This window comes from Thermomonospora umbrina (genome assembly GCF_003386555.1).
Taxonomy (GTDB): Bacteria; Actinomycetota; Actinomycetes; order Streptosporangiales; family Streptosporangiaceae; genus Thermomonospora; species Thermomonospora umbrina.
Map to the genome: position 1 here is coordinate 3458525 of NZ_QTTT01000001.1, position 21229 is coordinate 3479753.

The following is a 21229-nucleotide window of genomic DNA, read 5'->3' on the forward strand; positions in this document are numbered from 1 at the left end:
CGTGTCAGGCCCCCGCCCACACCTCCTGGACCTGCGCGGCCACGGCGGGGGCCTGGGCGAGGCCGGCCCGGAAGCCGGGGCCCCAAAGCCTCATGCTGAGCACGTCGACGCCGAACGCGTCGATGGCGGCCTGGTCGGGGCCGACGACGACGGTACGGGCGTCGCCCAGCGTCTTCAGCTCCCGCTCCAGCCGGTCGCGCGGTGTGAAGTGCGCCAACGGCTCCAGCACGACCACGGTGGACGCCCCCTCGACGAGGTCGGCGTTGGTCATCGAATGGACCCCGCCGTCCATGTAGTGGCGTCCGCCGATCTCGACCGTCGGGAACACGCACGGCACCGAGCAGCTCGCCCGCACGGCCGCCTCCAGCGACGCGTCTCCGTCGCGGTCCCACACGACGAACGAGCCGTCATCGGCGTCGACGCCGGTGACGAGCAGATGTCGGTCGGGCCATTTCGGGGACGGCAGCCGGCGGCCGATCTCCTCCAGGGCCGCGCCCCTGCCGTCGGTGGGGGTCTCCCGCGCCATCCGGCCGATGCGCGCCCGGGCCTCACGGGGCTCCAGCGTGGTGTCGTACATGAGGGCGAACGCCGTCATGACCAGGTCCATGTCCGGCTTCGGCGGCCTGGCCGCCGGGTCGCCGTCGGGCCTCGCGGACATGATCTCGATCGCCTGTTCCAGGTCCCCGCCGTGCGCGAGGAACGCGCCGACCACCGAGCCCGCCGAGGTGCCCACGAACACGTCCGCCGCCGCCAGGTCGACGCCCCGCCCGGCCAGCCCGGCGACGAGCCCGGCCTCCCAGGCGATCCCCGCGACCCCGCCGCCGCCCAGCACCAGGGCGCGTCCGCCGTCCATCGTCATGCCGTGTCCTTCCGGGCCAGGAGCGCCTGCATCGCGGAGCGCATCGGCTCGCCGATCTCGACCGGCCGGCGCGTCTCCCGGTCGACGAACACGTGGACGAAGCGTCCCTCGGCGAGCGGGGTCTCGCCGTCCTCACCGAAGAGCCCCACCTCGTACCGGACGCTGGAACGGCCCAGGTGCCCGACCCGCAGACCGACGCGGAACGCCTCGGGGAACGCGATCGAGCCCTTGTAGACGCAGTTCGACTCGACGCACAGCCCGATCGCGGACCCGTGGTGGATGTCCAGCCCCGCCGCCCGGATCAGCCAGGTGTTGATCACCGTGTCCATCACCGAGTAGTGGACGGCGTTGTTCACGTGGCCGTAGACGTCGTTGTCCTTCCACCTGGTCGGGACCGTCTCCCAATGCCCGTAGTCAGTGTCCACGGCGAGCAGTTTATGGTCATCTGGACCGACTCTCGGCGGCCGGCCGGCCCCGAGGCGCGACCGCGTGGTCGGTGAGCAGGCGACCGAACTCCTCCTCGAACTCGGCCAGCCGGGCACGCAGGCCGGGGCCGGGCCAGGTTTCCGGCAGCAACTCGTCCGGGAGCAGCGGGTCGGTCATCAGGTGGCGGAGGACGGCCGCCGAGATCGTGAAGCGCTCGGCCAGGGGCTGCGCCTCCTCCAGCGCCCGCTGAAGTCGTACCGCCAGGGCGGCCCAGCAGGGCAGGTCCCAGAGCGCGGCGGCCAGCTCCCGGGGGTCCCCCTCCGGGCGTCCCTCCAGGAAGGTGCACTGCTGGGCGACGATGGACGGGCGTTCGCGCAGGAGGTTGGCGGGTCGCAGCCACGCGCCCTCGCGCAGCTCGGCGAGCCGGAGGGCGGCCATCGCCTGCCGGAGCGCCGTCCGTTCGGGGGCGGGCCTGCGCTCGGCGGTGATCATCGCGATCTCCCAGCCGCCGTCCCAGGCCCGGGTGCGGGGTGTGACGCTCTCGTCCTGGCGGGCCTGGCGGCGCAGGAGCCGTTCGCTGAGCCGGTACGCGCCCTCGACGTGGACGAGGTCCCCGGCGGCGACCATGCGGGACAGCGCCACCCGGACGGTGCCCTCGGCGATGCCGAACTGCTCGCCGACGCGGACCAGGTGGCGGGCGCGCAGCTCCGGCGGGTGACAGCCGAGCAGGGTGCTCAGCACCACGGAGCGGGCGGTCAGCGGCCTCAGGTTCAGGGTCTCGATCATCGCTGTCTCGGGAGCGTACCCTCAATTACATGCTTCCATCGCGTGGTGAAAGTCTGTAATGTCCGGCTCATGGGCGATTATCTGATCGAGTCGGTCGACGAACTCCCCTTCGGCGGCCCCGGCAAGGCCCGGCGGTACGCCACCGAGCGCTACGAGGGCGCGGTGGGCCTCAACTGGTACACCTGCGACCCGAGCCTCCGCGCCACGCTCGGCCGATGGATGAGCCCGGAGCACCTGGCGTGGGCCACCCCGCACCTGGAGCGCGCCGGGGCCATGATGGGCGGCCCCATCGCCCGCCACGCCGAACAGACCGATCGCAACCCGCCCGAGCTGGAGAAGTACGACCGCTGGGGCCACGACGTCAGCCGGGTCGTCATGCCCCCGTCGTTCGAGGCGGCCCGGCGGGAGCTGGTCGCGGGGAGCTTCACCACCGACGCGTTCTTCGCCGAGGCCGGGGCGGCCGGCGTCGACCCCACGCCGATGGCCGTGGCGTGGAACTACATGCTCGACCAGGCCGACATCGGGATGGGCTGCGCCCTCGGCACCGGCGGCGACATGGTGGTGCTGCTGGCCGAGCGGTTCGCCCCGGAGGACGTCAAGCGGCGCGTCCGCGAGCTGTTCTCCGCCGGGATGTTCTCCGGCGAGGCCGCCCAGATGCTGACCGAGCGCAGCGGCGGGTCCGACCTCGGCGCGCTGGAGTCCACCGCCGTCCCCGACGGCGACGCCTGGAAGCTGAACGGGCTCAAGTGGTTCGCGTCCAACGCCAACGGATCCGCGTTCGTCGTGCTGGCCAAGCCGGAGGGCGCGGAGGACGGGGTGCGCGGCGTCGCCCCGTTCCTCGTGCTGCGCGAACGCCGGGACGGCGGCCGGAACGGGGTGCGGATCCGCCGCCTCAAGGACAAGCTCGGCACCCGGTCGGTGGCGTCCGCCGAGATCGAGTTCACCGACGCCGAGGCGTTCCTCCTCGCGCCCGGAGGCGGGTGGTCGGGGGACGGCAAGGGCCTGGGCCGGATGATGGAGCTGACCAACGGGGCGCGGCTCGGCATCGCGCTGATGGGCCTCGGCTGCGCCCGCCGGGCCCTGGTCGAGGCGCTCTGCTACGCCCGCCGCCGCGAGGCGTTCGGCAGGCCGCTCATCGACCAGCCGCTGATGCGCCGCAAGCTCGCCGAGCTGATCGTGGAGGTCGAGGCGGCCCAGGCCATCGTGTTCCACGGGCACCTCGAACGGATGCGGCTGACACCCGCGCTGGTCAAGCTGCGGGCCGCGCGACTCGGCGTCACCGCCGCGAGCGACGCCATCGAGGTCCACGGCGGCAACGGGTACATCGAGCAGTGGCCCGTCGCGCGGATCCTGCGGGACGCGCAGGTCAATCCGATCTGGGAGGGCGGCGACAACATCCTGTGCCTGGACGTCCGCCGCGCGATCGGCCAGGACGCGCATCTGCCGTTCCTGGACCGGCTGCGGCAGGCCGTCGAACGGGCCCCCGGCGGCGCGCCGGCGGAGCTGGTGTCCCGGCGGGTGGACGACCTGACCGAGACGATCGCGCGGTGGCGGAAGCTGGGCGACGCGACCGCCGAGGCCAGGCTGTACCCGCTGGCGCAGTTCATGGCCGACGTCTACTCGGCGGCCCTGCTGCTGGAGATCCCCGGGGAGCGGGGCGAACTGGTCGCCCGGCTGTACGCGCGGGCCCACCTCGCCGAGCCCGGCCCGCTGCGCGACATCGACGGCCCCGCCGAGGAGCTGGAACGGTTCGCCGAACTCGCCGACGGCGCACTTCAGGACGGTCGGTAGGGTCCCACGCCATGAGTCGCCCCCGTTCCACCCCCGCGTCGCCCATCACGACCCCGCCGTCCACCGCGACCGCCCCCGTCGCGGACGCCGCCGCCGTTCAGGACTTCATCGCCGCCGGGGAGATCCTGGGCAGCGCGTGCTTCGGCTGCGGCCCCGACGTGCCGCACGGCCTGCACATCCAGCGCACCGGGCGCGACGGCACCACCGCCTTCGCCGAGTTCACCGTGATCCCCGAGCATCAGGGCGCGCCCGGCCTCGCGCACGGCGGGCTGCTCGCCACGGCGATGGACGAGATCCTCGGCACCTCGGCCTGGCTGCTCGGCCGCCGCTACGTGACCGGCCGGCTGGAGACCGACTACCTCGCGCCCGTCCCGGTCGGCTCGCTCGTTCACCTGAGGTCCTGGTGCAAGGGCGTGGACGGCCGCAAGGCGTACCTCGAGGCGGAGGGCAGGCTCGGCGGGCCGGACGGCCGGGTCGCGGTCCGAGCGGCGGCGCTGTTCATCGAGGTCCCGCTCGAACACTTCACCGCGAAGGGAACGCCATGAGCGTCCGCATCGAACGGAACGGTCCCGTCACCACGGTCATCCTGTCCCGGCCGGAGGCCCGCAACGCGGTCGACGGCCCCACGGCGACCGCGCTCGCCGACGCGTTCCGGGCCTTCGACGCCGACCCGGCCGCGGCCGTCGCGGTGCTGTGGGGCGAGGGCGGCACGTTCTGCGCCGGCGCCGACCTCAAGGCCGTCGGCACCGAACGCAGCAACCGCGTGGACCCGCCTCCCGCGGACGCGCCTCTGGGCTGCACGCGGCTGCGGTTGGGCAAGCCGGTCATCGCGGCCGTCGCCGGTCACGCCGTCGCGGGCGGCCTGGAGCTGGCGCTGTGGGCCGATCTGCGGGTGGCGGAGCCCGACGCGGTGTTCGGCGTGTACTGCCGCCGCTGGGGCGTCCCATTGATCGACGGCGGCACGGTACGGCTGCCCCGGCTGATCGGTACGAGCCGGGCCATGGACATGATCCTGACCGGCCGTTCCGTGGACGCGCGGGAGGCGTACGACATCGGCCTCGTCAACCGGCTGACCGGGCCCGGCGAGTCCCGCACGGCCGCCGAGACCCTCGCCGCCGACCTGGTCCGCTTCCCGCAGTCCTGTCTGCGGAACGACCGCATGTCCGTGCTCGAACAGGACGGCCTCACCGAGGAGGAGGCCCTCGCCAACGAGTACCGCCACGGGCTCGGCTCCCTGGAGGAGGCCCTTCACGGCGCGGGCCGCTTCGCCTCCGGAGCCGGGAGGCACGGGGACTTCACCGACATCTAGGCCGCTCAGTCGCGCCAGAAGAGCTCGATCTCCAGGTCGAATTGATTGTCCTGGACGGAGGTCTCCTTCAGGGTGAAGACGGCTTTATGGCCGTCCGGATATAGGACCCGCTGGCAACCGGTGACGCTGCGATAGCATTCGGCGACCGCCTGCTCGTCGACTCCGGAGTCACCCGCGTCCCTGAGCCAACGCGTGAGATCCCTCAGCAGCGTGGGGCAGGGGCTCGCCGGTGTGCAGACCGCCCGCCAGAGCGCGTAATAGCGATTGGCGTTCTCGACGAACGGGCCGTTGTAGACCTGCATGCGGGCCGGCCCGCCCAATTGCCCGCCCCATTTCTCCAACTCCTGCGTGGGGCGGATCTGGGCGAAGTACACGATGCCGCCGATGACGAGCGCCAGGACCACCGGGATCAACAGGAGCAGGGCGGGCCGCTTCGAGCGCGGGCGAGGGGCGTGGTAGGGCGGCGGGCCGCCCTGCGGCGGGGGCCACGGCGCGCCCTGCCCCTGCCCCGGTCCCGGCCACGGCCGCCCGGGCGGCCCCGGCGGACCTTGCCAATGCGGGGGACCCTGGGGAGGCTGCATGATCCCGAATGCTACTGAGGACCGGCGGACGAATCAGGGCAAGAGCGACCCGACCGTGTCCACCAGGTCGGCGGACTGACGGACGCCGGCCTTGTAGACCTCGGCCCACCGGCTCCGATCGCCGACGTTCGGCCCGAACGCCTCCCGCGCGGCGTCGTCCGGCGTGATCCACAGATCCGCGCCCTCCGGGGACGCCTGCCCCATGGGCTCGATGAGGATCACCGTGCCGGCCCCTCGCGCGAGGTGGACGTTGGAGCCCCCGCCGAACGCGCCGTCCATGTAGAGCCGCCCGTCGATGGTGATCGGCGCGGTGAAGCCGGGCGCGGCGCTGGAGGACGCGACGGCGGCGTGCAGCGGGACACCGTCCTCCCGGGTCCACACCACCGGGTCGCCGCCGTCCACGTCCACCGCCGTGATCAGCAGCGCCGTGTCCGGCCACGTCCGGGTGCCGAGCAGGAACTCCATGCCGGCCAGGTGCCGTTCCTCCGGCGGCGCGTCGGCCTCCCGGGCGAGCGCGCCGACCCGCCGCCGTGCCTCGCGCGGATCCGCGCCCGGCGCGTTGAGGATCTCGAAGACGCGCGGCATCACGGCCAGGTCCGCGCCCTCCTCACCGGGCCGAACGGGTGGCAGGTCGGAGAGTTCTTCCAGGTCCCTTCCGACGGCGAGGGCGGCGCCGGCGATCGCCCCCGCCGAGGTGCCGACCAGCACGTCCGCGCTCGCCGGGTCCACACCCGTACGGCGCAACCCGGCGGCGAGCCCGAACAGCCAGGCGGTGCCCACCGGCCCCCCGGGTCCGAGGACGAGGGCCACATCGCTTCCGCCGAGAGTGAGAGTCATGCCCCGAACCGTACGGAGCCCGACCTGCTGCGGACATCGGACCTTGGACGGAGGACCATCGGCCCGACCGCCCGAGCCGAGCGAACGCCGATGCCTTCCACCTCCCGCTCGTCTCCCTGCCCGAGGGCCTCCCGAGGCCGGAGCACTTCGCCGTCATGGAGACCCTCGACTCGCCTCACGCGCGCCAGACCGACGGGAACGGCCGACGCCCCGCCGGATGGGCCGCCCGGCGGGGCGTCGGGGGATGTCACGTCATCCGGCCCTGTGGGGTGCGGTCACCGTTCCCAGATCACCGGCACCACGTCGGTCTTGAGGTTCCGGTCGCTGAGGCTGCCGAGGATTCCGGCGACGGCGCCATTGAGGATGCCGAGGGTGCTGTCGATGGGGACGCTCAGGGCGGAGGCGGGGGTGGCCAGCGCCACCAGCCCGGTACCCGAGGCGGCGGTCACGACCAGGGCGCGGGAACGGGCCCGGCGCGACAGGGGGAGGCGGGGGATGCGGGACAGATTCACGAGGAACTCCTCTCGTCATCGGCCCGGCACCAGCATCGTAACGGCAGGTCAGCCGCGCCGGAGCTGTGTCGCGCACCCGACGCACGGGGGCGCTCGTCAGCCGGGCCGGCCCGGCCCGGCAACGGGTCGGAGCTCGGCACCGCCCCCGCCACCGCTTCACCACCCGGGTCGCCGACGGCCGTCTCGTCGCCATGAGCCGAGGCGAGTCGCATGACCGCCCCGACACCATCATCGACACCGACCCCGACACCCTGTCCCGCGTCCTCGGCGCAAAGGTGACGCTCACCGAGGCGGTCAACGGCGGGCGGCTCACCATCACCGGAGACGACCGGGCCGGCCAACGCCTCTCCGACGCGGCACGGATCGAAGAGACGGCGCCGACGGGGACTTTCTCGCCCCCATGACCATGTTCGGCAAGCCATTCAAGGCCGACGTCAAGGCGCTCATCCGACTGAAGAACGTCGGCCACTTCACCTTCATGATCGCGAACACCGGCCCCGGCACCGGCATTTCCCAATTCACCCTCCACCGGCCGCTGCCCTGACTCATCGACGTTCGGTTCGGTGCGCCCCCTCTCGCGCGCGCCGCGTTCGCCTTGCGCATTTCGTGTATGGCCATTCGACGCCGGCTGTGTCAGCATCTGGGCCCCGATCGAGGAGCGATCATGACCCGACGGCTTCCCCTCAGCCTGGTCCTCTGCACCACCCTCGTCCTGCCGGCCCTGGCCGGGCCCGCGCACGCCGCGCCCGCGTTCCGCGTCACCGACCTGCCGCTCGGCGGCGACCGCTCGGCGTTGAGCGTCCTGGACATCAACGAGCGCGGCCAGATCGCCGGCCTGACCGAGTCCCCGTCCGCCCCGGGTCGCTACCGCGTCGTGCGGTGGGACCCCACCCCGTCCGGCTACACCGTCACCCCGCTGTCGGACTACCAGGAGCAGTACCCGGTCAAGATCAACGACCGTGGCGACGTCATGGGCCGCGCGGGCGACGACATCGTCATCTGGGACCGTGCGGGCACCCGTGTCGCGACCGTCGCCCCGGTCGGTACGTTCTCGGCGTTCCCGCCCGTGTTCAACAACCGTCGCCAGGTCCTGTACAGCCACGGCAGCGGCGACCTGAGCGGTCTGCCGACCACGGCCGTCCTGTGGAGCCCCGAAGGCACGTCCGAACTCGACCGGCCCGACGGCACCACCAGCATGTTCGCCATCAAGCTGAACGAGCGCGGCGTCGCCCTCGGCACCATCCTGGCCGGCCGGACCCCGCCGCACCGCACCGGCTTCCGCTGGAACGGCACCGCCATGACCCGCATCCCGGCCCCCGGCGGCCAGGCCGTCGCCTTCATGGTCGACATCAACGACCGGAACCAGGCCGTCGGCGTCGGCCCGACCGAGGGCCGCGTGTTCGTCGAACAGGACGGCCGCGCGCGGGACATCGGCGACCTCGGCGGCGGCTGGAGCCGGACCGACTTCTTCCTTCCGGCCATCAACGCCCGAGGCCAGATCACCGGCCTCAGCCGCACCGCCTCCGGCGAGATCCACCCGTTCCTGTGGACCGCCGGCCGGATGACCGACCTCGGCACCCTCGGCGGCCCCACCACCGACCTCTCCGACACCGCCATCACCGACCTGAACGACCGGGGCCAGGTCATCGGCCTCAGCAGGACCAGCGCCGGCGAGCGCCATCCGTTCCTGTGGACCGCCGGCCGGATGCAAGACCTGCACATCGCCGGCTCCAGGAACACCGAAGTCGTCGAGATCAACGGCCTCGGCCAGGCCGTCGGCTCCATCACCACCGAGACCGGCACCCGCCCCGTCGTCTGGACGACGACCACACCCTAGAACCGCGGAGCCCTACGCCGTTGGGGAGCCGCACCGCGTCGCGCGGTGCGGCGTCCTCCGTTCGGGTCCGTGCGACCGCGCGACGAGCCCGCACCTTCGGTCTCCCCACGCGACCGCGTTCCCGTGGCGCGGCGGGGTGTCAGCCGATCTGCTCGGCCAGGGCGACGATGATGCCGGCGGGACCGCGCAGGTAGCACAGGCGGAAGACGCCCTCGTACTGGACCACCTCGCCGAGGAGTTCCGCGCCGTGGGGGCGCAGGCGGGCGATGGTGGCGTCGATGTCGTCGACGGCGAACATGACGCGATGCAGACCCAGCGTGTTGGGCGGCGGGACCGCCGGCTCGGCGGCACGGGCCGCGGGGTGGTGGTACTTGGTCAGCTCCAGCTTGCTGTGGCCGTCCGGGGTGCGCATCATCGCGATCTCGCTCCGGATGCCGTCGAGCCCGACGGTGCGGTCGGCCCAGACGCCTTCGATCCGGGCCCTGCCCTCCGGCTCCATGCCGAGTTCGGTGAAGAACGCGATGGCCGCGTCCAGGTCGTCGACGACGATGGCGACGTTGTCCATCCGCTGAATGGTCATGCCACCGAGCATAGGGAACGCGCCGCGCCGGCCCGGGTACGGTTCCCGGCCTCCCGGTCGACTACGTCTCGGGAAGGGTCGGATCCGGCGTCCACGGGGTGGGTGCGGTGATGGCCCAGCGTTCATGGTCGCGCCAGGCGCCGTCGATGTAGAGATAGGCGGGTGAAAGCCCTTCGTAGCGAAAGCCCAGCCGCCGGACCAGGGCCAACGAAGCCGCGTTGGCGGGCTGAATGTTGGCCTCCAACCGGTGAAGGCGCAGGTCGTTGAACGCGTGGTCCAGGGTGACGGCGAGGCCCTCGGTCATATATCCCCGCCGTTCCGCCGAGGCGAAGGCGGCGTAGCCGAGCGAGGCGCCCTGGTAGCGGCCCCGGATGATCGAGTTGATGTTGACCATGCCGGCGGCGGCGCCGCTCTCCACGATCCGTACCAAAAAGCCCAGGTTGGCGCCGTCCTCGAAGCGACGCATCCATGCCCGGAACTCCCGCGCGGTCCCGGGCAACCGCAGCCAGGGCCGGTGCAACTCGCCGCTGGCCCGCACGAGCGAGCAGAACTCGTCCTGATCGGCGAGGGTGAGCCGACGCAACTCCACCCGTGACGGCATCGCGGACATGAAGCAAGATTAGGCGGCGTTCACCTGTGGTCACCGCACCCGTTGACACGGGCCGGCCTCGTGGTGGTCGGCGCGGCGTTCTCGGTCGGCTCGGTCGGCTCAGTCGGCGACCTGGATGCGTAGCTCCGTGAGCATGGCCTCGGTCAGTGCGCCCACCTGTTCGCCGGTGACCGCGCAGCCCGTCAGCGAGGTGAGTCCTGAGATTCCCTGCAGGTCGCAGCCTCGCAGGTCGGCACCGTGAAGTCGGGTGTCGACGAGCTCGAGGCCGGCCAGGGAACCGTCTGCGATGACCACGCCGTCGAGCCGGGAGTTCTCGATGGTGGCCTCGCGCAACACGCAGTCGAGGAACGCGGTGGCTCCGCTCGCGTGCAGACCACTGAGGAACGCGTAGTCCAGCCGGCACCGTTCGAAGATCACCTCGGAGAGGGTGATCCGGTGGGCTTGGACGCCGGTCAGTCTGCATCCCCGCAGGACACAGCGGTCGAGTTTGACGTCGGTCCAACGCGAGGACGCCAGGTCGCAGCCGTCCAAGGTGGTGTTGGTGATGCGCGCCCGCTCGATGTGGGACTCGGCCATCACGATCCCGTTCAGGATGCTGCCCGAGATGCTGCGGTCTTCGAGCCGCAGTCGTGACCAGTCCCGCCGAGCGGCGGTGATGTCCGTGAGGTCACCACCGCCGGGCTCGGTGACGGTCGTGCGCGGGTGATCATCGCCGGACGGCAAGAGCACCTTGATGGCGCGGACCTGGCGGGTCTCCATGTCGGCCCTTCGAGGACTGAGCCGGCCGCGCCCGCAAGGACGGGGCGAGCGCGGCCGGGGGCGAGCGCGGCTACCTCTTGTTGCTCCAGTTGTCCCACGTCGGCCGGTTGTCGAAGCAGTCCGGCGTCACATCGGCGGCAGAGATCACGTCAGCGACGAACCTTGCCAACGTAGTGTCTTCACTGGTCTCCAGCAGCTCAAGGGTGGACATCGAGTTCACCTCCTTCCCGGGGTGCGGCGGTGGACAGCAGGGCCCTGACGAGGGCCTGTCTGGTGTTGCGGCAGTGGGCGGTCTCTGTGGCGGTGAAGGTGCCGTGCTCGAACCAGCGGTTACCCGCGTGCGCCCCTCGGCAGAAAGAGAAGAAGCCGCAGGTCGCCTCGCAGGCGGCGAGCCCCTGAACGAAGTCGCGGACGTACCCGACCCGGTGGGCGCGGGCGAGCATCGACGGCAGCGACTCTTGGAGGACGTTGCCGACCAGGAAGTCGGCGTGCCCAGGTGCCCGAACGCCCAGCAACTCGGGCGACAGCAGGACGGTGTCGCCGTTCCAAGCGACCGTGGGGATCGGGTCGTGCGGCGCGCTGATCCACTCGGCTCTGCGGCCGGTACGGGCCCGCGCCAGGTAGGAGGCGAGCGTCTCCAGCTCACGGACCCGCAGCCCGGGCCGAGCGCGCCGGTGCCTGATGACGGCTGCCCAGAACCGTTCGGCGGCGGCGTCGTCGACGATGGCGCGGCCGGTGTTGACACCCTCGAATTCCTCGACGTTGAAGCCGATGCTGACCGCGCCCGAATCCTCGAAGAAGCCCAGCAACACGGACGGGTCGCCGATGGTCTGGGGAGAGACCACACAGATCACCGAGAACGGGACGCCGTGCTCGGTGAGAGTGGAGATGCCGTGCATGATCCGGCCGAAGATCGGCCGGCCGGACCAGTCCATGCGGTTGCCATTGGCCGCCGCCGGGCCGTCGATGCTCACTCCGACCTGAACGCCGTACTTCTGGAACAGCTCGCACCAGCCGGCGTCGATCAATGTTCCGTTGGTCTGCACCGCGTGCGTCACCCGGCCACGCCGCCGCAGATCCTCGAACGGGCCGAGCAGCGCCTCGAACCGTTCGCACGCCAAGGCCAAGGGCTCGCCGCCATGCCAGACGACCTCGACAGGCGCGGACGAGTCCTGCTGGGCGATGCCGTCCGCGACGGCTTGGGCGACGTGGAGCGGCATCTCCCGGCGGACCTTGCGGTCGGGCAGGTAGCAGTAGGAGCAGTCGGCGTTGCACAAGGTCGTCGGCTGAATGACGACGGTGTGGAACGTCCGCCCGAGGTAGCGGTCGTAGCCCATGACGTCTCCTGTTCCGGCGGGATGCCGCGAGGTGGCCGCGCTTTCATGGAAGCGCCGACGGCCGACCCCCGGAAGGTTCTGTGCGCGTCCGGCAAGCGTGTGTGCGCGTCCCGCAAATCACGGAACGTGGTGCTTTCCTTACGGAAGATGATCTTTTAGTGTGAGAGACGACTTCCCACTCTCGACGTCAGCCGACGGTGCGCCCATGGACGGCGGTCATCCGCTCCTGCGTTCCCCCCAGCTCCGCGACGCCGTCCAGACCCGCCGGTACGGGCTCGTGCTGCGGCTGGTGCGGCGTTCGTTGGGACTCACCCAGGCCGAGGTCGGGCAGCGCTGCGGCTACTCCGCCGCGACCATCTCTCGTTTCGAGACCGGTGCCCGCCCGTTCACCGACCCCGAGGTGATCCGCGCCGTGGCCCGGGCCCTCCAGATCCCCGAGTCCCTGTTCGGCCTGGCGCCTCCGCCTTCCCCGGTGACCGTACGGTCACCGGTTGCTGATGCCCTTGCCGTCCTCCGCGCCGCGTCAGTCAATAAGGTGGTGGCTGTTCCACCAGGCCCAGCCGAGGACGGTGACGATGTGCGTAGACGCAACCTGCTCGCCGGCCTGACCGGAGTGACGGGCGCGGCCGTGCTGGGCCCGCAGCTCCCCGCAGCCGCGAACGCCCCCGTCTCTCTGAAGACCCGGCTGGAGCAGGTGCTTTATGGCGACCACACCGGAGCCCGCCTCCTGTCCGTCGCCGAGTTGGGCACGGCTCGTGCGAAGGCATGGTCGCTGTTCGAGGCGTGTCGCTACGACGAGCTGGCCGAGCGTTTGCCCGCCTTGGCCGCCGCCGCCCAGGCGGGCCGCGCCGCAGCCTCCAGCCGTACGCGGGACCGGCTCGCGGTGGCGATGGCCGACACCTATGTTCTGACCTGCGAACTGGCGGTCAAGGCTGGCGACGACGGGATGGCGTGGGCCGCCGCCGACCGGGCGTTGGCCGCCGCGCGTGACAGCGGCGACCCGGCGGCGACCGCTGCGGCCTCCCGCGCCGTGGCGATGGCCATGCGACGACATGGCCACTTCGATGGTGCGACCAACTTGCTGACCACGAGCGCGCTGTCGCTGGGAGCCGACCGGGGTGAACCCGGTGACGGGTTGCTGGCCGCCTATGGTGCGATGCTCTGCACCGCTGCGTACAGCAGTGCCCAGCACGGCCAACGCGCCCAAGCGCTGGACCTCATCGAGGAGGCCGGGAAGGCGGCCGACCGCATGACGACCCCTCGCCGCACCGGCTCCGGCCCGTTCAGCGCCGCCAACGTCGGCGTCTACCGCATCGGGATCCACACCGTCCTTGGTGAACCCGGCGTCGCGCTCGAGCACGCTCGCCGTGTCGACATCGCCGAACTGCCCTCGCCTGAACGGCACGCTCGGTACTGCATCGATACGGCGCGGGCCTGGGAGCAGTTCGGCCGCACGGACCGTGCCTTCGAGGCCCTACGCGCCGCCGAGCGCCACGCGCCCGAGGAGATCCGCCGGCCGTCCGTTCGCACTCTCATCTCGACCATGCTCTACGCGCCGGGCGCAACGCCGGAGGGCCTGCGCGCCATGGCGGCCCGGGCAGGCGCACCTGTGTAGGCCCCCTACCCGTTCTGCGGATCTGGCCTGGTCGGCTTGAGACACCGCACGAGGAGGCCGAAGTTCTCCGGGGATATGGATGGGTGGCCGCCGACGGGAGTTTCGCTGGTGGGGAGGTCGAGGCCGGTGGTGAGGCGGGAGGCATGGACGTGCTTGATGTCGCCGGCGTTCACGGTTTCGCGGTGGCTGCTCTGCGGGCCGGGGCGAACGTGGGGGCGCTGGGTGGTGGCGTTCGGGTCTGCGGAGCGGACGGGTGGCGGCTTTAGTGCAGCTCGAATACTCCGGCTTCCACCACGTCGGTCTCCACTAGGACGCCCTGTACCTCGATCGTTCTAGGGATCACCTGGCTTGGGTCTAGCTCGCTTTCGGGGAGCTTGCGCACTACGAACACGGCGCACACCAGGGTTTGGAGGTATCGGCCGCCTCGTATCGGCGACCCGATGCCGGCGCCGGCGAAGTTCGGGTCGCCTTCGAAGCGCTCGCAGATCTGGTCGCGGGCCTCTAGGAGCAGAGGCTCGAGCGCTCGCCACTTCTCGGGATCGGCCATCGGAGCCACCTCGCTTCACTGCTGGGGATGTTCTCGTCGTTCTTGAGCTGCTGTAGCAGGCGGCGGAAGCCGGTGGCGGTGATGGAGAGGTGGCCGCTGGTGGAGTTCTTGCTGTCGCGGAGGGCGATGCCGTGGGGGAGGTTCGCGGCTTCGACGCAGTTCGTTGCGCCGCTCGTCTGGCTGTGGCTGCTCTTCCGCCAAGTCTCCATGGCGACCACCGTCTTGAGCCAGTTGTTTTTTGAGGCGCTTTAGCAAGTGGCGAAAGGCCGGGGAGGTGATGGTGAGGTGGCCGCTGGTCGCGTTCTTGCTGTCGCGGAGGGCGATGCCGTCGGGGAGGTTCGCGGCCTCCGCGCTGCGCCGGCACCCTTGCTGTGGCCGCACTTCCGCCGAGGCGTGATGGTGGGCGTGGGTGGGGTTCTTGCTGTCGCGGAGGCCGTGGCCGTCGGTGAGGCTTGCGGCCTCCGCGCAGTGCGTTGCGCCGGCACCCTCGCTGTGGCCGCTCTTGCGCCTTGGCGGCATGGTGGCTGCCCCCTTGGGGTCAGCGGTCCTTGAGCCGTTCTAGCAGGTGGCGGAACGTCTGAGGGGTGAGGGAGAGGTGGCCGGCGGTGGGGTTCTTGCTGTCGCGGAGGCCGATGCCCGCGGGAAGGCTCGCGACTTCGACGCAACTCTGCTGACCTGAGTTGCTGTTACTACGCGTCGACTTCCGCCAAGTGATCTTCACATCGCCTCCATGGTCTCTTTGATCAAGTCCAGCGACGAGGTTGTGGGAAGCGCAATGCTCCCAATTCGGTCAAACAGGATGTGGAAGGAGTCTACCTCCGCAACGTCGGTGACCAGCCTTCCGGCTACGTTGGCGTCCGCATATGCGGTGTCTGATCCGCCCACTCCGGCTATGGAGATGACCTCGAACGAGCCGTCGCGCCCGACGTGAGCGCCCGCGCTTCGAGGGACGACTCTCATCACAACGTTGGGAAGCGCGGCCATCGCCACCAGATGAGCGAGCTGTGCGCGCATGACCGCGGGCCCGCCGACCGGCTGTTCGATCACCCCCTGATCCATGAGGGCGAAGATCATGGGCGGAGGGTCTCGGTCCAGTAGCCGCTGCCGTGACATGCGCGTGGCGATGTTGGCTTCGACGTCGCGCAGACCTGCCGCCTGGAACTGCGCTCGCGCGTAGTCCTCTGTCTGGAACATCCCATGCACCCATGAGAGTTGCCACAACCGCAGGGTGGTCGCCCGGGACTCCTTGTCGGTTCGCTCCTTGAACCACTCGTTGTTGTGCTGGCCCTTGGCTGTCTTCACGAGGGCGAGGAAGATGCCGCCGGTGCCCCATGCCTTGTCGATCTTTGTTGCGTGGCGCTCGTTGAGCGCAATGGTTCCTGCTTCCATGCGCGCAACGCTCGATCGGTGGACCCCGAGGAAGTCAGCGAGGGCTGCACCGGACATTTCGTGCTGTTCGCGTTGTCTCCGCAGGTGAACGGCAATGAGGTGCGCCATCGAGGTGTGCGGGTCGAGTGACTCTGCGGTGGCCATGCTTCCTCCACTCTGTTGCGTTTCAGATCAGAACGTAGCGCAACGCATGCAACGTCGTCCACTCTGTGTGGTGGATCGAATACTTCGTCTGGAGGTGGCCACAATGGGACTTCACTCGGCCGGGCGGGAGCCGCGTGCGGAGGTCAGTAACCCGCGCAAGGCGTCTCTCTTGGCTCTCAATCAGAGCATCCGGGACCACGGCGGGATGGCGTGCGGGCTCGTTCAGCGGGAAGGGCGGCAGGTGGTCTACGTCATCAACTCGGAACTGCCCGTGCACCGCGCCGACATCGGGTGTGAATTCGTGGACGCGGTGTGGTGGTTCACGTGGGTCGAGGACGGCGAGCCCACCATCGGTCCTGCTGACGACGTGGAGGGCGTCGTCGTCGCCATCGCCAAGGCGCTCAAGGTCATGCCCCGCTCGCGCTAGTACGGAAGGTCAGCCCTAGGGGGCCGGGATCACCGTGCATGGGGAAGAGCGACGACGGAGGGGTAAAGCCTTGATGCCCGCAGTGGTGGCATTCCTGCGTTCCAAGGGGCCCAGGGAGAGGAGAAGTGTAGAGAACGTGTACAGCGCCTACCGGATTCAGCTCCTTCTCCTAGGGCTCGATGCCGAAGAAGTGCGTCTCCTAGAGAACAAGGCCCGTACGCTCGTGCGCGTTCTCACAGAGACCAGAGGATCGCGGTCGTTCTAAGGAGGCGTACACACAAAGAGCGAGGCGGGCCACCGAGTGGCGCCGCCCCGCCCGGGGGAGGGTTCAGGCCGTCACCGCCTCGATGGCCGGGGTGCGGAGCGTACGGCGGGTCGTCCACAGGCCGGTGACCAGAGCCAGGGTGGCGGCCACGGCCACCACTCCCACGTAGGTCCCGAGACCGGCGGAAGGGAGAGCCGTGTCCGTGCGGGCGAAGTTGAACGGCAGGATGGTGAACAGCGCCGCCAGGGTGCCGAAGAGCACGCCGGTCACCGTGAGGATGGCGGACTCCAGGGCCACCATGCCCAAGACCTGGCCCGGCGTCGCCCCGGTGAGGCGCTGGCGGCCGAACTCGGCGCGGCGGTGGGTGGTGGCGGCGATCAGGGTGTTGATCAGCATGATGGCGGCGAACAGCACGATCATGCCGATGACCACGAAGTTCAGGGTCTCGATGTTCTTCTGTTCGGTGGTGGCGACCAGGCCCTCGGCGGCCAGGGCGGCGTTGTCGATGTCCTGCATGTAGAGCGTGGCCGTGCCGATGCCGGTGAACAGGATGATCGGCATGAGCGCCGTGGCCATCTGCTGAGACCGTTCGCGCATGTTCTGAACGGTCAGATACCCCGCCACGCCGCCCATCAGCTCCAAGGGCCGGGCCAGCAGGCCGGTGACGCGGCGCAGCAGGAACGGGCCCAGCAGCGCGAAGCCGATCGACGCCCAGATGGAGGTCTGGCCGGCGGTCTGCATGATGTCGGAGCCCTCGCCGCGCATCACGGTGGCGGTGATGACCGCCAGGTCGGTGGCCAGCAGCAGGAAGACCACGCCGCCGATCCACCGCTTCTTGCTCATCTTTCGGGAGCCCACGGACGCGTCCAGAAGCGACTCGGTGACCCGCATCCGGGTGGTGCGGCGCGCCGTCAGCACCGCCGCCCCCACCGAGGCCACGAACGTCACGCCGAAGCCCATCGACAACGCGACCGGCCCGAACGCGTAACCGACACCCGAGGCCACCTGGTCGGTGGAGATCAGCATCTCCAGCAGCAGTCGCCCGCCCAGCATCGAGGGGAGGACCGCCAAGGCCACGGCGACCAGCGCGATCACGGCCGTCTCGCCGAGGATCATGCGGCGGAGCTGCCCGGGTGTGGCGCCGATGCTCTTGAGCAGCGCCATCTCGGTGACCCGCTGCCGGACGGCCAGGGTCAGCGTCGAGGTGACGGCGAACAGCACCAGGATCAGCCCCCAGCCGCCGACGATGACACCCATGTTGACCAGCGTCTCCTCGCTGGCGGACGGGACGTTCGGGCCGCCGGCGGTGTCCAGCATGGAGGCGAACGCCATGATCAGGGTCGCGCCCAGCAGCATCGCCAGGAAGCTCGCGGTGAACGCGGCGGTGCGGTGCCGCAGAGACTTGAGAGACACAAACAGCATGGCTCAGACCTCCTGCGTCTGCATCGCGCGTCGCGAGGCCACCTGGTCGCCCAGGTGGGTGAGCCGCTCGGCGACGGCCTCGGGGGTGGGCTGGGCCAGGTGACCGACGATGTGCCCGTCGGCCAGGAACAGCACCGAGTCGGCGTGCGCGGCGGCCACCGGGTCGTGGGTGACCATGACCAGCGTCTGTCCGTGAACGTGGACGGCCCGCTGGAGCAGGCCCAGAACGTCCCGGGCGCTGCGGGTGTCCAGCGCGCCCGTGGGCTCGTCCGCGAAGATCACCTTGGGCGAGGTGACCAGGGCGCGGGCGATGGCGACCCGCTGCTGCTGACCGCCGGACAGCTCGGCGGGGCGGTGGTCGAGTCGTTCGCCGAGGCCGACCTCGTTGAGGATGGCGACGGCGCGCGCCCGGTCGATCCTGCGGCCGGCCAACTTGAGCGGCAGCGTCACGTTCTGCAGGACGGTCAGCGTCGGCAACAGGTTGAACTGCTGGAAGACGAAGCCGATCCGGCTGCGCCGGAACTCGGTCAGCGCCTTCTCGCTCCCGCCGCTCATCTCGGTGCCGTCCACGTGCACCGTGCCGGAGGTGGGGCGGTCGAGACCGGCCGCGACCTGCAGCAACGTGCTCTTGCCGGAGCCGGAGGGGCCCATCACCGCCGTGAAGGTGCCCCCCGACAGGCTCAGGGAGATCCCGCCCAGCGCGGTCACCGCGTTGTCGGCGTCGCCGTACACCTTGCGCACCGACACCAGCCGGAGCGCCTCGCCGTGGTTCATCGTCGTGTTCATGGGTCGAAGACTGCGCGGCCTCGCTGACCGTCCGCGCACCACCCGCTGACCGCCCCCGCCGGCGGCACCGTCAGTCGCCTGTAGGTGTACGCGTACACAACAGGCCATTTTGTTGCATCGCTTACATACACCGCCTCAGATGCCGGTGGCAGCATGAGCCGTCTTCCCCGAGGAGGTGGCCATGGGCGTACTCACAACCGCGACGGTCGACGCGGCCGTCGGCACGACCGGCAAGGTGGACCGGGCCATCATCCAGCGGGCCGTGCGCAGACTCGCGGAACGACTGCCCCATCTGACCGACCGGCTGGTCGAGGAGATCCTGGCGGGCGAGAGCCACGAACGCTCCACCGAGGTGCGCGCCGATCTGTGGGAGATGTGCCATGTCGGGCTGGCGCACGGCGTGGAGGCGATCCTGCATCCCGACCGGGGACGCCCCGACCTGCGCTGGGCCGCGCAGCTCGGCCGACGCCGCGCCGAGCAGGGACTCCCGCTGGACCAACTGCTGCGCTCCTACCGGCTGGCCGGCGCGGTGTTCTGGGAGAACCTCGTCGAGATCGTCAGCGAGGAGGACCCGGCGCACGTGCCGATGCTGGTCCGCAACGCCACGCAGACCTGGCTCACCATCGACCAGCAGTCCACCGCCGCCGCCGAGGCGTACCACCGCACCGAGTACGACCTGCAGCGGCGCGGTGAGGAACGGGTCCAGGCGGTCGTCGACGCGCTGCTGGAGGGACGCGGCACCGACCCCGGCCTGCTCCCCACCGCCACCCGGCTGCTCGGTCTGCCCGCCCACGGCCGGTACGCCGTGGTGGTGGTCGACCAGGGCGACGTGTTGGACGGCCGGAGCTTCCACCGTCCCGGCGACGGCGACGGGCTGCGGTTCATCTGGCGGCTGCGGGCCGACACGCAGGTCGCCGTGGTGTCCCTGGGCTCCGCCGACCTGACCCACCTGATCGAGGTGCTGCGGCCCCGGGTGCACGGCCACGCCGGGGTCAGCCCGGTGGTCGAGTCGCTGACCGACCTCGGCAAGGCGCGCTGGCTGGCCGGGCTGGCGCTGCGCACCTGCCGTGCGGCCGGCGTCGAGATCGCCCGTCTGGACCGCCGGCTGCCGGACGCGCTGGTGGCCTCGCAGCCGGAGCTGGCCGACCGGTTGGGGCAGGGGGTGCTGGGCCCGTTCTCCGAGGTCAACGCCGCCTTCCGCGATGTCCTGGTCGAGACGCTGACCACCTGGCTGGACTGCGACGGGTCCGCGTCGCGGGCGGCGTCCCGGCTGTACTGCCATCACAACACGGTGCTCAACCGGCTGCGGCGGGTCGAGCAGCTCACCGGGCGTTCCCTCAACAAGCCCCGCGATCTGGTGGAGGTGGTCCTCGCGTTGAGCGCCCTCAAGCTCGCCGACGAGACGCCGTCCCCCTGAACGCACTCCACGACCGTGCCCGTCGACACCGGACGGCCGGGCCGTTCTCCCTGTTTCCCAGACCACTCGGCAATCCCTGCCGGGTGGCCGATGAAAGGACGACCCGACTGATGGGCATCGACCTGATCAGAAGACTTCGGCTGCTCCCCGTGGTGGCCGCCATGGCGGGCGGCATCGCCTTGGCCCCGATGGCCGAAGCGGACGACAACCCGTACCAGCGTGGGCCCGAGCCCACCGCCGCGAGCCTGGAGGGCGTCGGCCCGTTCGCCACCGCGAAGACGGCGGTCCCGGCGGGGAGCGGGACCGGCTTCAACAGCGGGACGATCTACTACCCGACCAGCACGAGCGAGGGCACGTTCGGCGGCATCGCCGTCTCGCCCGGCTTCCTCGGCGGAGAGCTCAGCATCGGCTGGCTGGGGCCGCGACTGGCCTCGCACGGCTTCGTGGTCATGATCATCAACACGAAGTCCCGGGTGGACTCGCCGATCATGCGTGGTGAGCAGATGCTGGCCGCGCTCGACTACCTGACGCAGCAGAGCTCCGAACGGCACCGCGTCGACGCCACCCGGCTCGGCGTGATGGGCCACTCGATGGGCGGCGGCGGGGCCGTGGAGGCCACCGACTTCCGGCGCACGCTGAAGGCGTCCGTCCCGCTGACCCCCTGGAACCTGAACGACGTCCGGCCCGAGATCACGACGCCGACCCTGTTCATCGGCTCCCAGAACGACCTGATCGCGCCGGTGAACCAGTACTCCGAGCCGCTCTACGAGGGGATGCCGAAGGCGCGGGAGAAGGCGTACCTGGAGCTGAAGGGCGGCAACCACTTCGCGCCCATGTCGGCCAACCCCGTCATCTCCAAGTACGGCGTGAGCTGGCTGAAGCGGTTCGTCGACGACGACCTCAGGTACGACAAGTTCCTGTGCCCGGCCCCGGAGGTCGGCTCCGTGTTCTCCGAGGTCCGCTCGACCTGCCCCAACGACTGACGCGAGACCG

The 21229-nt window shown here is 70.7% G+C and carries 27 protein-coding genes and 1 pseudogene; 10 read left to right on the forward strand and 18 right to left on the reverse strand.

Annotation, left to right across the window (positions count from 1 at the left end):
• Positions 1 to 4 precede the first annotated feature (4 nt).
• From DFJ69_RS15395 to DFJ69_RS15405, 3 genes are read right to left on the reverse strand one after another with little or no spacing between them, the layout of a single operon-like run.
• Positions 5 to 859 (reverse strand): patatin-like phospholipase family protein, encoded by an 855-nt coding sequence (locus DFJ69_RS15395; protein WP_116023130.1) that lies wholly within the window; start codon positions 857 to 859, stop codon positions 5 to 7.
• A complete protein-coding gene (locus tag DFJ69_RS15400; protein WP_116023131.1) occupies positions 856 to 1284 on the reverse strand; it encodes an acyl-CoA thioesterase in 429 nt (142 codons plus the stop codon). Before DFJ69_RS15400 ends, DFJ69_RS15395 begins: the two co-directional genes overlap by 4 nt.
• A 16-nt stretch (positions 1285 to 1300) precedes the next feature.
• Positions 1301 to 2071, reverse strand: coding sequence for a PaaX family transcriptional regulator C-terminal domain-containing protein (locus DFJ69_RS15405; protein WP_116023132.1), 771 nt, complete (start codon positions 2069 to 2071; stop codon positions 1301 to 1303).
• A 69-nt stretch (positions 2072 to 2140) separates the two neighbouring features.
• Between DFJ69_RS15405 and DFJ69_RS15410 the strand changes: the two genes are divergently transcribed.
• The 3 genes from DFJ69_RS15410 to DFJ69_RS15420 are packed head-to-tail and all read left to right on the forward strand — an operon-like array spanning position 2141 to position 5171.
• Positions 2141 to 3862, forward strand: a complete 1722-nt coding sequence (locus DFJ69_RS15410) for an acyl-CoA dehydrogenase family protein (protein ID WP_116023133.1) — start codon at positions 2141 to 2143, stop codon at positions 3860 to 3862.
• An 11-nt stretch (positions 3863 to 3873) separates the two neighbouring features.
• On the forward strand, positions 3874 to 4407 hold the full coding sequence (locus DFJ69_RS15415) for a PaaI family thioesterase (RefSeq protein WP_116023134.1): 534 nt from the start codon (positions 3874 to 3876) through the stop codon (positions 4405 to 4407).
• Positions 4404 to 5171, forward strand: coding sequence for a crotonase/enoyl-CoA hydratase family protein (locus tag DFJ69_RS15420; RefSeq protein WP_116023135.1), 768 nt, complete (start codon positions 4404 to 4406; stop codon positions 5169 to 5171). Before DFJ69_RS15415 ends, DFJ69_RS15420 begins: the two co-directional genes overlap by 4 nt.
• 5 nt (positions 5172 to 5176) lie before the next feature.
• Here DFJ69_RS15420 and DFJ69_RS15425 read toward each other — a convergent pair whose 3' ends face one another.
• From DFJ69_RS15425 to DFJ69_RS15435, 3 genes are all read right to left on the reverse strand, one after another.
• Positions 5177 to 5752 (reverse strand): hypothetical protein, encoded by a 576-nt coding sequence (locus DFJ69_RS15425; RefSeq protein WP_147312316.1) that lies wholly within the window; start codon positions 5750 to 5752, stop codon positions 5177 to 5179.
• A gap of 33 nt (positions 5753 to 5785) precedes the next feature.
• Positions 5786 to 6589, reverse strand: coding sequence for a patatin-like phospholipase family protein (locus tag DFJ69_RS15430; RefSeq protein WP_116023137.1), 804 nt, complete (start codon positions 6587 to 6589; stop codon positions 5786 to 5788).
• Between the two features lie 275 nt (positions 6590 to 6864).
• A complete protein-coding gene (locus tag DFJ69_RS15435; protein WP_116023138.1) occupies positions 6865 to 7101 on the reverse strand; it encodes a hypothetical protein in 237 nt (78 codons plus the stop codon).
• A gap of 65 nt (positions 7102 to 7166) precedes the next feature.
• On the opposite strand from DFJ69_RS15435, the gene DFJ69_RS34920 reads away from it, so the two are divergent.
• The 3 genes from DFJ69_RS34920 (at position 7167) to DFJ69_RS15445 (ending at position 8938) form a co-directional block, all read left to right on the forward strand.
• The gene (locus DFJ69_RS34920) at positions 7167 to 7505 is read left to right on the forward strand and encodes an SCP2 sterol-binding domain-containing protein (protein ID WP_211328631.1); all 339 of its coding nucleotides are present in this window, start codon (positions 7167 to 7169) and stop codon (positions 7503 to 7505) included.
• Complete coding sequence (locus DFJ69_RS34310; protein ID WP_170177667.1) at positions 7502 to 7645, forward strand: hypothetical protein; 144 nt, start codon at positions 7502 to 7504, stop codon at positions 7643 to 7645. The genes DFJ69_RS34920 and DFJ69_RS34310 overlap by 4 nt, the downstream gene beginning before the upstream one ends.
• 120 nt (positions 7646 to 7765) lie before the next feature.
• On the forward strand, positions 7766 to 8938 hold the full coding sequence (locus tag DFJ69_RS15445; RefSeq protein WP_170177668.1) for a hypothetical protein: 1173 nt from the start codon (positions 7766 to 7768) through the stop codon (positions 8936 to 8938).
• 139 nt (positions 8939 to 9077) lie between these two features.
• Here the strand turns inward: DFJ69_RS15445 and DFJ69_RS15450 are convergent, their stop codons facing one another.
• The 5 genes from DFJ69_RS15450 to amcB form a co-directional block, all read right to left on the reverse strand.
• Positions 9078 to 9503: a VOC family protein gene (locus DFJ69_RS15450; protein ID WP_116023140.1), complete on the reverse strand. Its 426-nt coding sequence runs from the start codon at positions 9501 to 9503 to the stop codon at positions 9078 to 9080.
• Between the two features lie 76 nt (positions 9504 to 9579).
• Entirely contained in the window at positions 9580 to 10128 is a 549-nt protein-coding gene (locus tag DFJ69_RS15455) for a GNAT family N-acetyltransferase (protein ID WP_116023141.1), read from the reverse strand.
• Between the two features lie 99 nt (positions 10129 to 10227).
• Positions 10228 to 10887: a pentapeptide repeat-containing protein gene (locus tag DFJ69_RS15460; RefSeq protein ID WP_116023142.1), complete on the reverse strand. Its 660-nt coding sequence runs from the start codon at positions 10885 to 10887 to the stop codon at positions 10228 to 10230.
• A 70-nt stretch (positions 10888 to 10957) separates the two neighbouring features.
• Positions 10958 to 11098 (reverse strand): hypothetical protein, encoded by a 141-nt coding sequence (locus tag DFJ69_RS34315; RefSeq protein ID WP_170177669.1) that lies wholly within the window; start codon positions 11096 to 11098, stop codon positions 10958 to 10960.
• The gene (gene amcB / locus DFJ69_RS15465) at positions 11085 to 12224 is read right to left on the reverse strand and encodes a cyclophane-forming radical SAM peptide maturase AmcB (RefSeq protein WP_116023143.1); all 1140 of its coding nucleotides are present in this window, start codon (positions 12222 to 12224) and stop codon (positions 11085 to 11087) included. The genes DFJ69_RS34315 and amcB overlap by 14 nt, the downstream gene beginning before the upstream one ends.
• 277 nt (positions 12225 to 12501) lie before the next feature.
• Here amcB and DFJ69_RS15470 point away from each other — a divergent pair, with 277 nt between their 5' ends.
• Positions 12502 to 13839 carry a helix-turn-helix domain-containing protein gene (locus DFJ69_RS15470; RefSeq protein ID WP_170177670.1) on the forward strand — a complete coding sequence of 446 codons (1338 nt, stop codon included), beginning with the start codon at positions 12502 to 12504 and terminating at the stop codon, positions 13837 to 13839.
• A 262-nt stretch (positions 13840 to 14101) separates the two neighbouring features.
• Here DFJ69_RS15470 and DFJ69_RS15475 read toward each other — a convergent pair whose 3' ends face one another.
• From DFJ69_RS15475 to DFJ69_RS15495, 5 genes and pseudogenes are all read right to left on the reverse strand, one after another.
• Positions 14102 to 14386 carry a hypothetical protein gene (locus DFJ69_RS15475; protein ID WP_116023145.1) on the reverse strand — a complete coding sequence of 95 codons (285 nt, stop codon included), beginning with the start codon at positions 14384 to 14386 and terminating at the stop codon, positions 14102 to 14104.
• A complete protein-coding gene (locus DFJ69_RS36340) occupies positions 14341 to 14595 on the reverse strand; it encodes a DUF397 domain-containing protein (protein WP_116023146.1) in 255 nt (84 codons plus the stop codon). The genes DFJ69_RS15475 and DFJ69_RS36340 overlap by 46 nt, the downstream gene beginning before the upstream one ends.
• Before the next feature lie 184 nt (positions 14596 to 14779).
• A pseudogene (locus DFJ69_RS36475) lies at positions 14780 to 14905 on the reverse strand (DUF397 domain-containing protein); the annotation flags it as partial.
• A 19-nt stretch (positions 14906 to 14924) separates the two neighbouring features.
• Complete coding sequence (locus DFJ69_RS15490; RefSeq protein WP_116023147.1) at positions 14925 to 15107, reverse strand: DUF397 domain-containing protein; 183 nt, start codon at positions 15105 to 15107, stop codon at positions 14925 to 14927.
• Entirely contained in the window at positions 15104 to 15919 is an 816-nt protein-coding gene (locus DFJ69_RS15495; RefSeq protein ID WP_116023148.1) for a helix-turn-helix domain-containing protein, read from the reverse strand. Before DFJ69_RS15495 ends, DFJ69_RS15490 begins: the two co-directional genes overlap by 4 nt.
• A gap of 169 nt (positions 15920 to 16088) precedes the next feature.
• Here DFJ69_RS15495 and DFJ69_RS15500 point away from each other — a divergent pair, with 169 nt between their 5' ends.
• A complete protein-coding gene (locus DFJ69_RS15500; RefSeq protein WP_147312318.1) occupies positions 16089 to 16346 on the forward strand; it encodes a hypothetical protein in 258 nt (85 codons plus the stop codon).
• Positions 16347 to 16674: 328 nt separating this feature from the next.
• On the opposite strand, the gene DFJ69_RS15505 is transcribed toward DFJ69_RS15500, so the two are convergent.
• Both DFJ69_RS15505 and DFJ69_RS15510 read right to left on the reverse strand, forming a co-directional pair.
• Complete coding sequence (locus DFJ69_RS15505; RefSeq protein ID WP_116023150.1) at positions 16675 to 18033, reverse strand: ABC transporter permease; 1359 nt, start codon at positions 18031 to 18033, stop codon at positions 16675 to 16677.
• A gap of 3 nt (positions 18034 to 18036) precedes the next feature.
• Entirely contained in the window at positions 18037 to 18819 is a 783-nt protein-coding gene (locus DFJ69_RS15510; RefSeq protein ID WP_116023151.1) for an ABC transporter ATP-binding protein, read from the reverse strand.
• Between the two features lie 181 nt (positions 18820 to 19000).
• Here DFJ69_RS15510 and DFJ69_RS15515 point away from each other — a divergent pair, with 181 nt between their 5' ends.
• Together DFJ69_RS15515 and DFJ69_RS15520 are read left to right on the forward strand one after the other, a co-directional pair.
• Positions 19001 to 20236 (forward strand): PucR family transcriptional regulator, encoded by a 1236-nt coding sequence (locus DFJ69_RS15515; protein WP_116023152.1) that lies wholly within the window; start codon positions 19001 to 19003, stop codon positions 20234 to 20236.
• A gap of 110 nt (positions 20237 to 20346) precedes the next feature.
• Positions 20347 to 21219, forward strand: coding sequence for an alpha/beta hydrolase family protein (locus DFJ69_RS15520; protein ID WP_116023153.1), 873 nt, complete (start codon positions 20347 to 20349; stop codon positions 21217 to 21219).
• Positions 21220 to 21229: the final 10 nt, after the last annotated feature.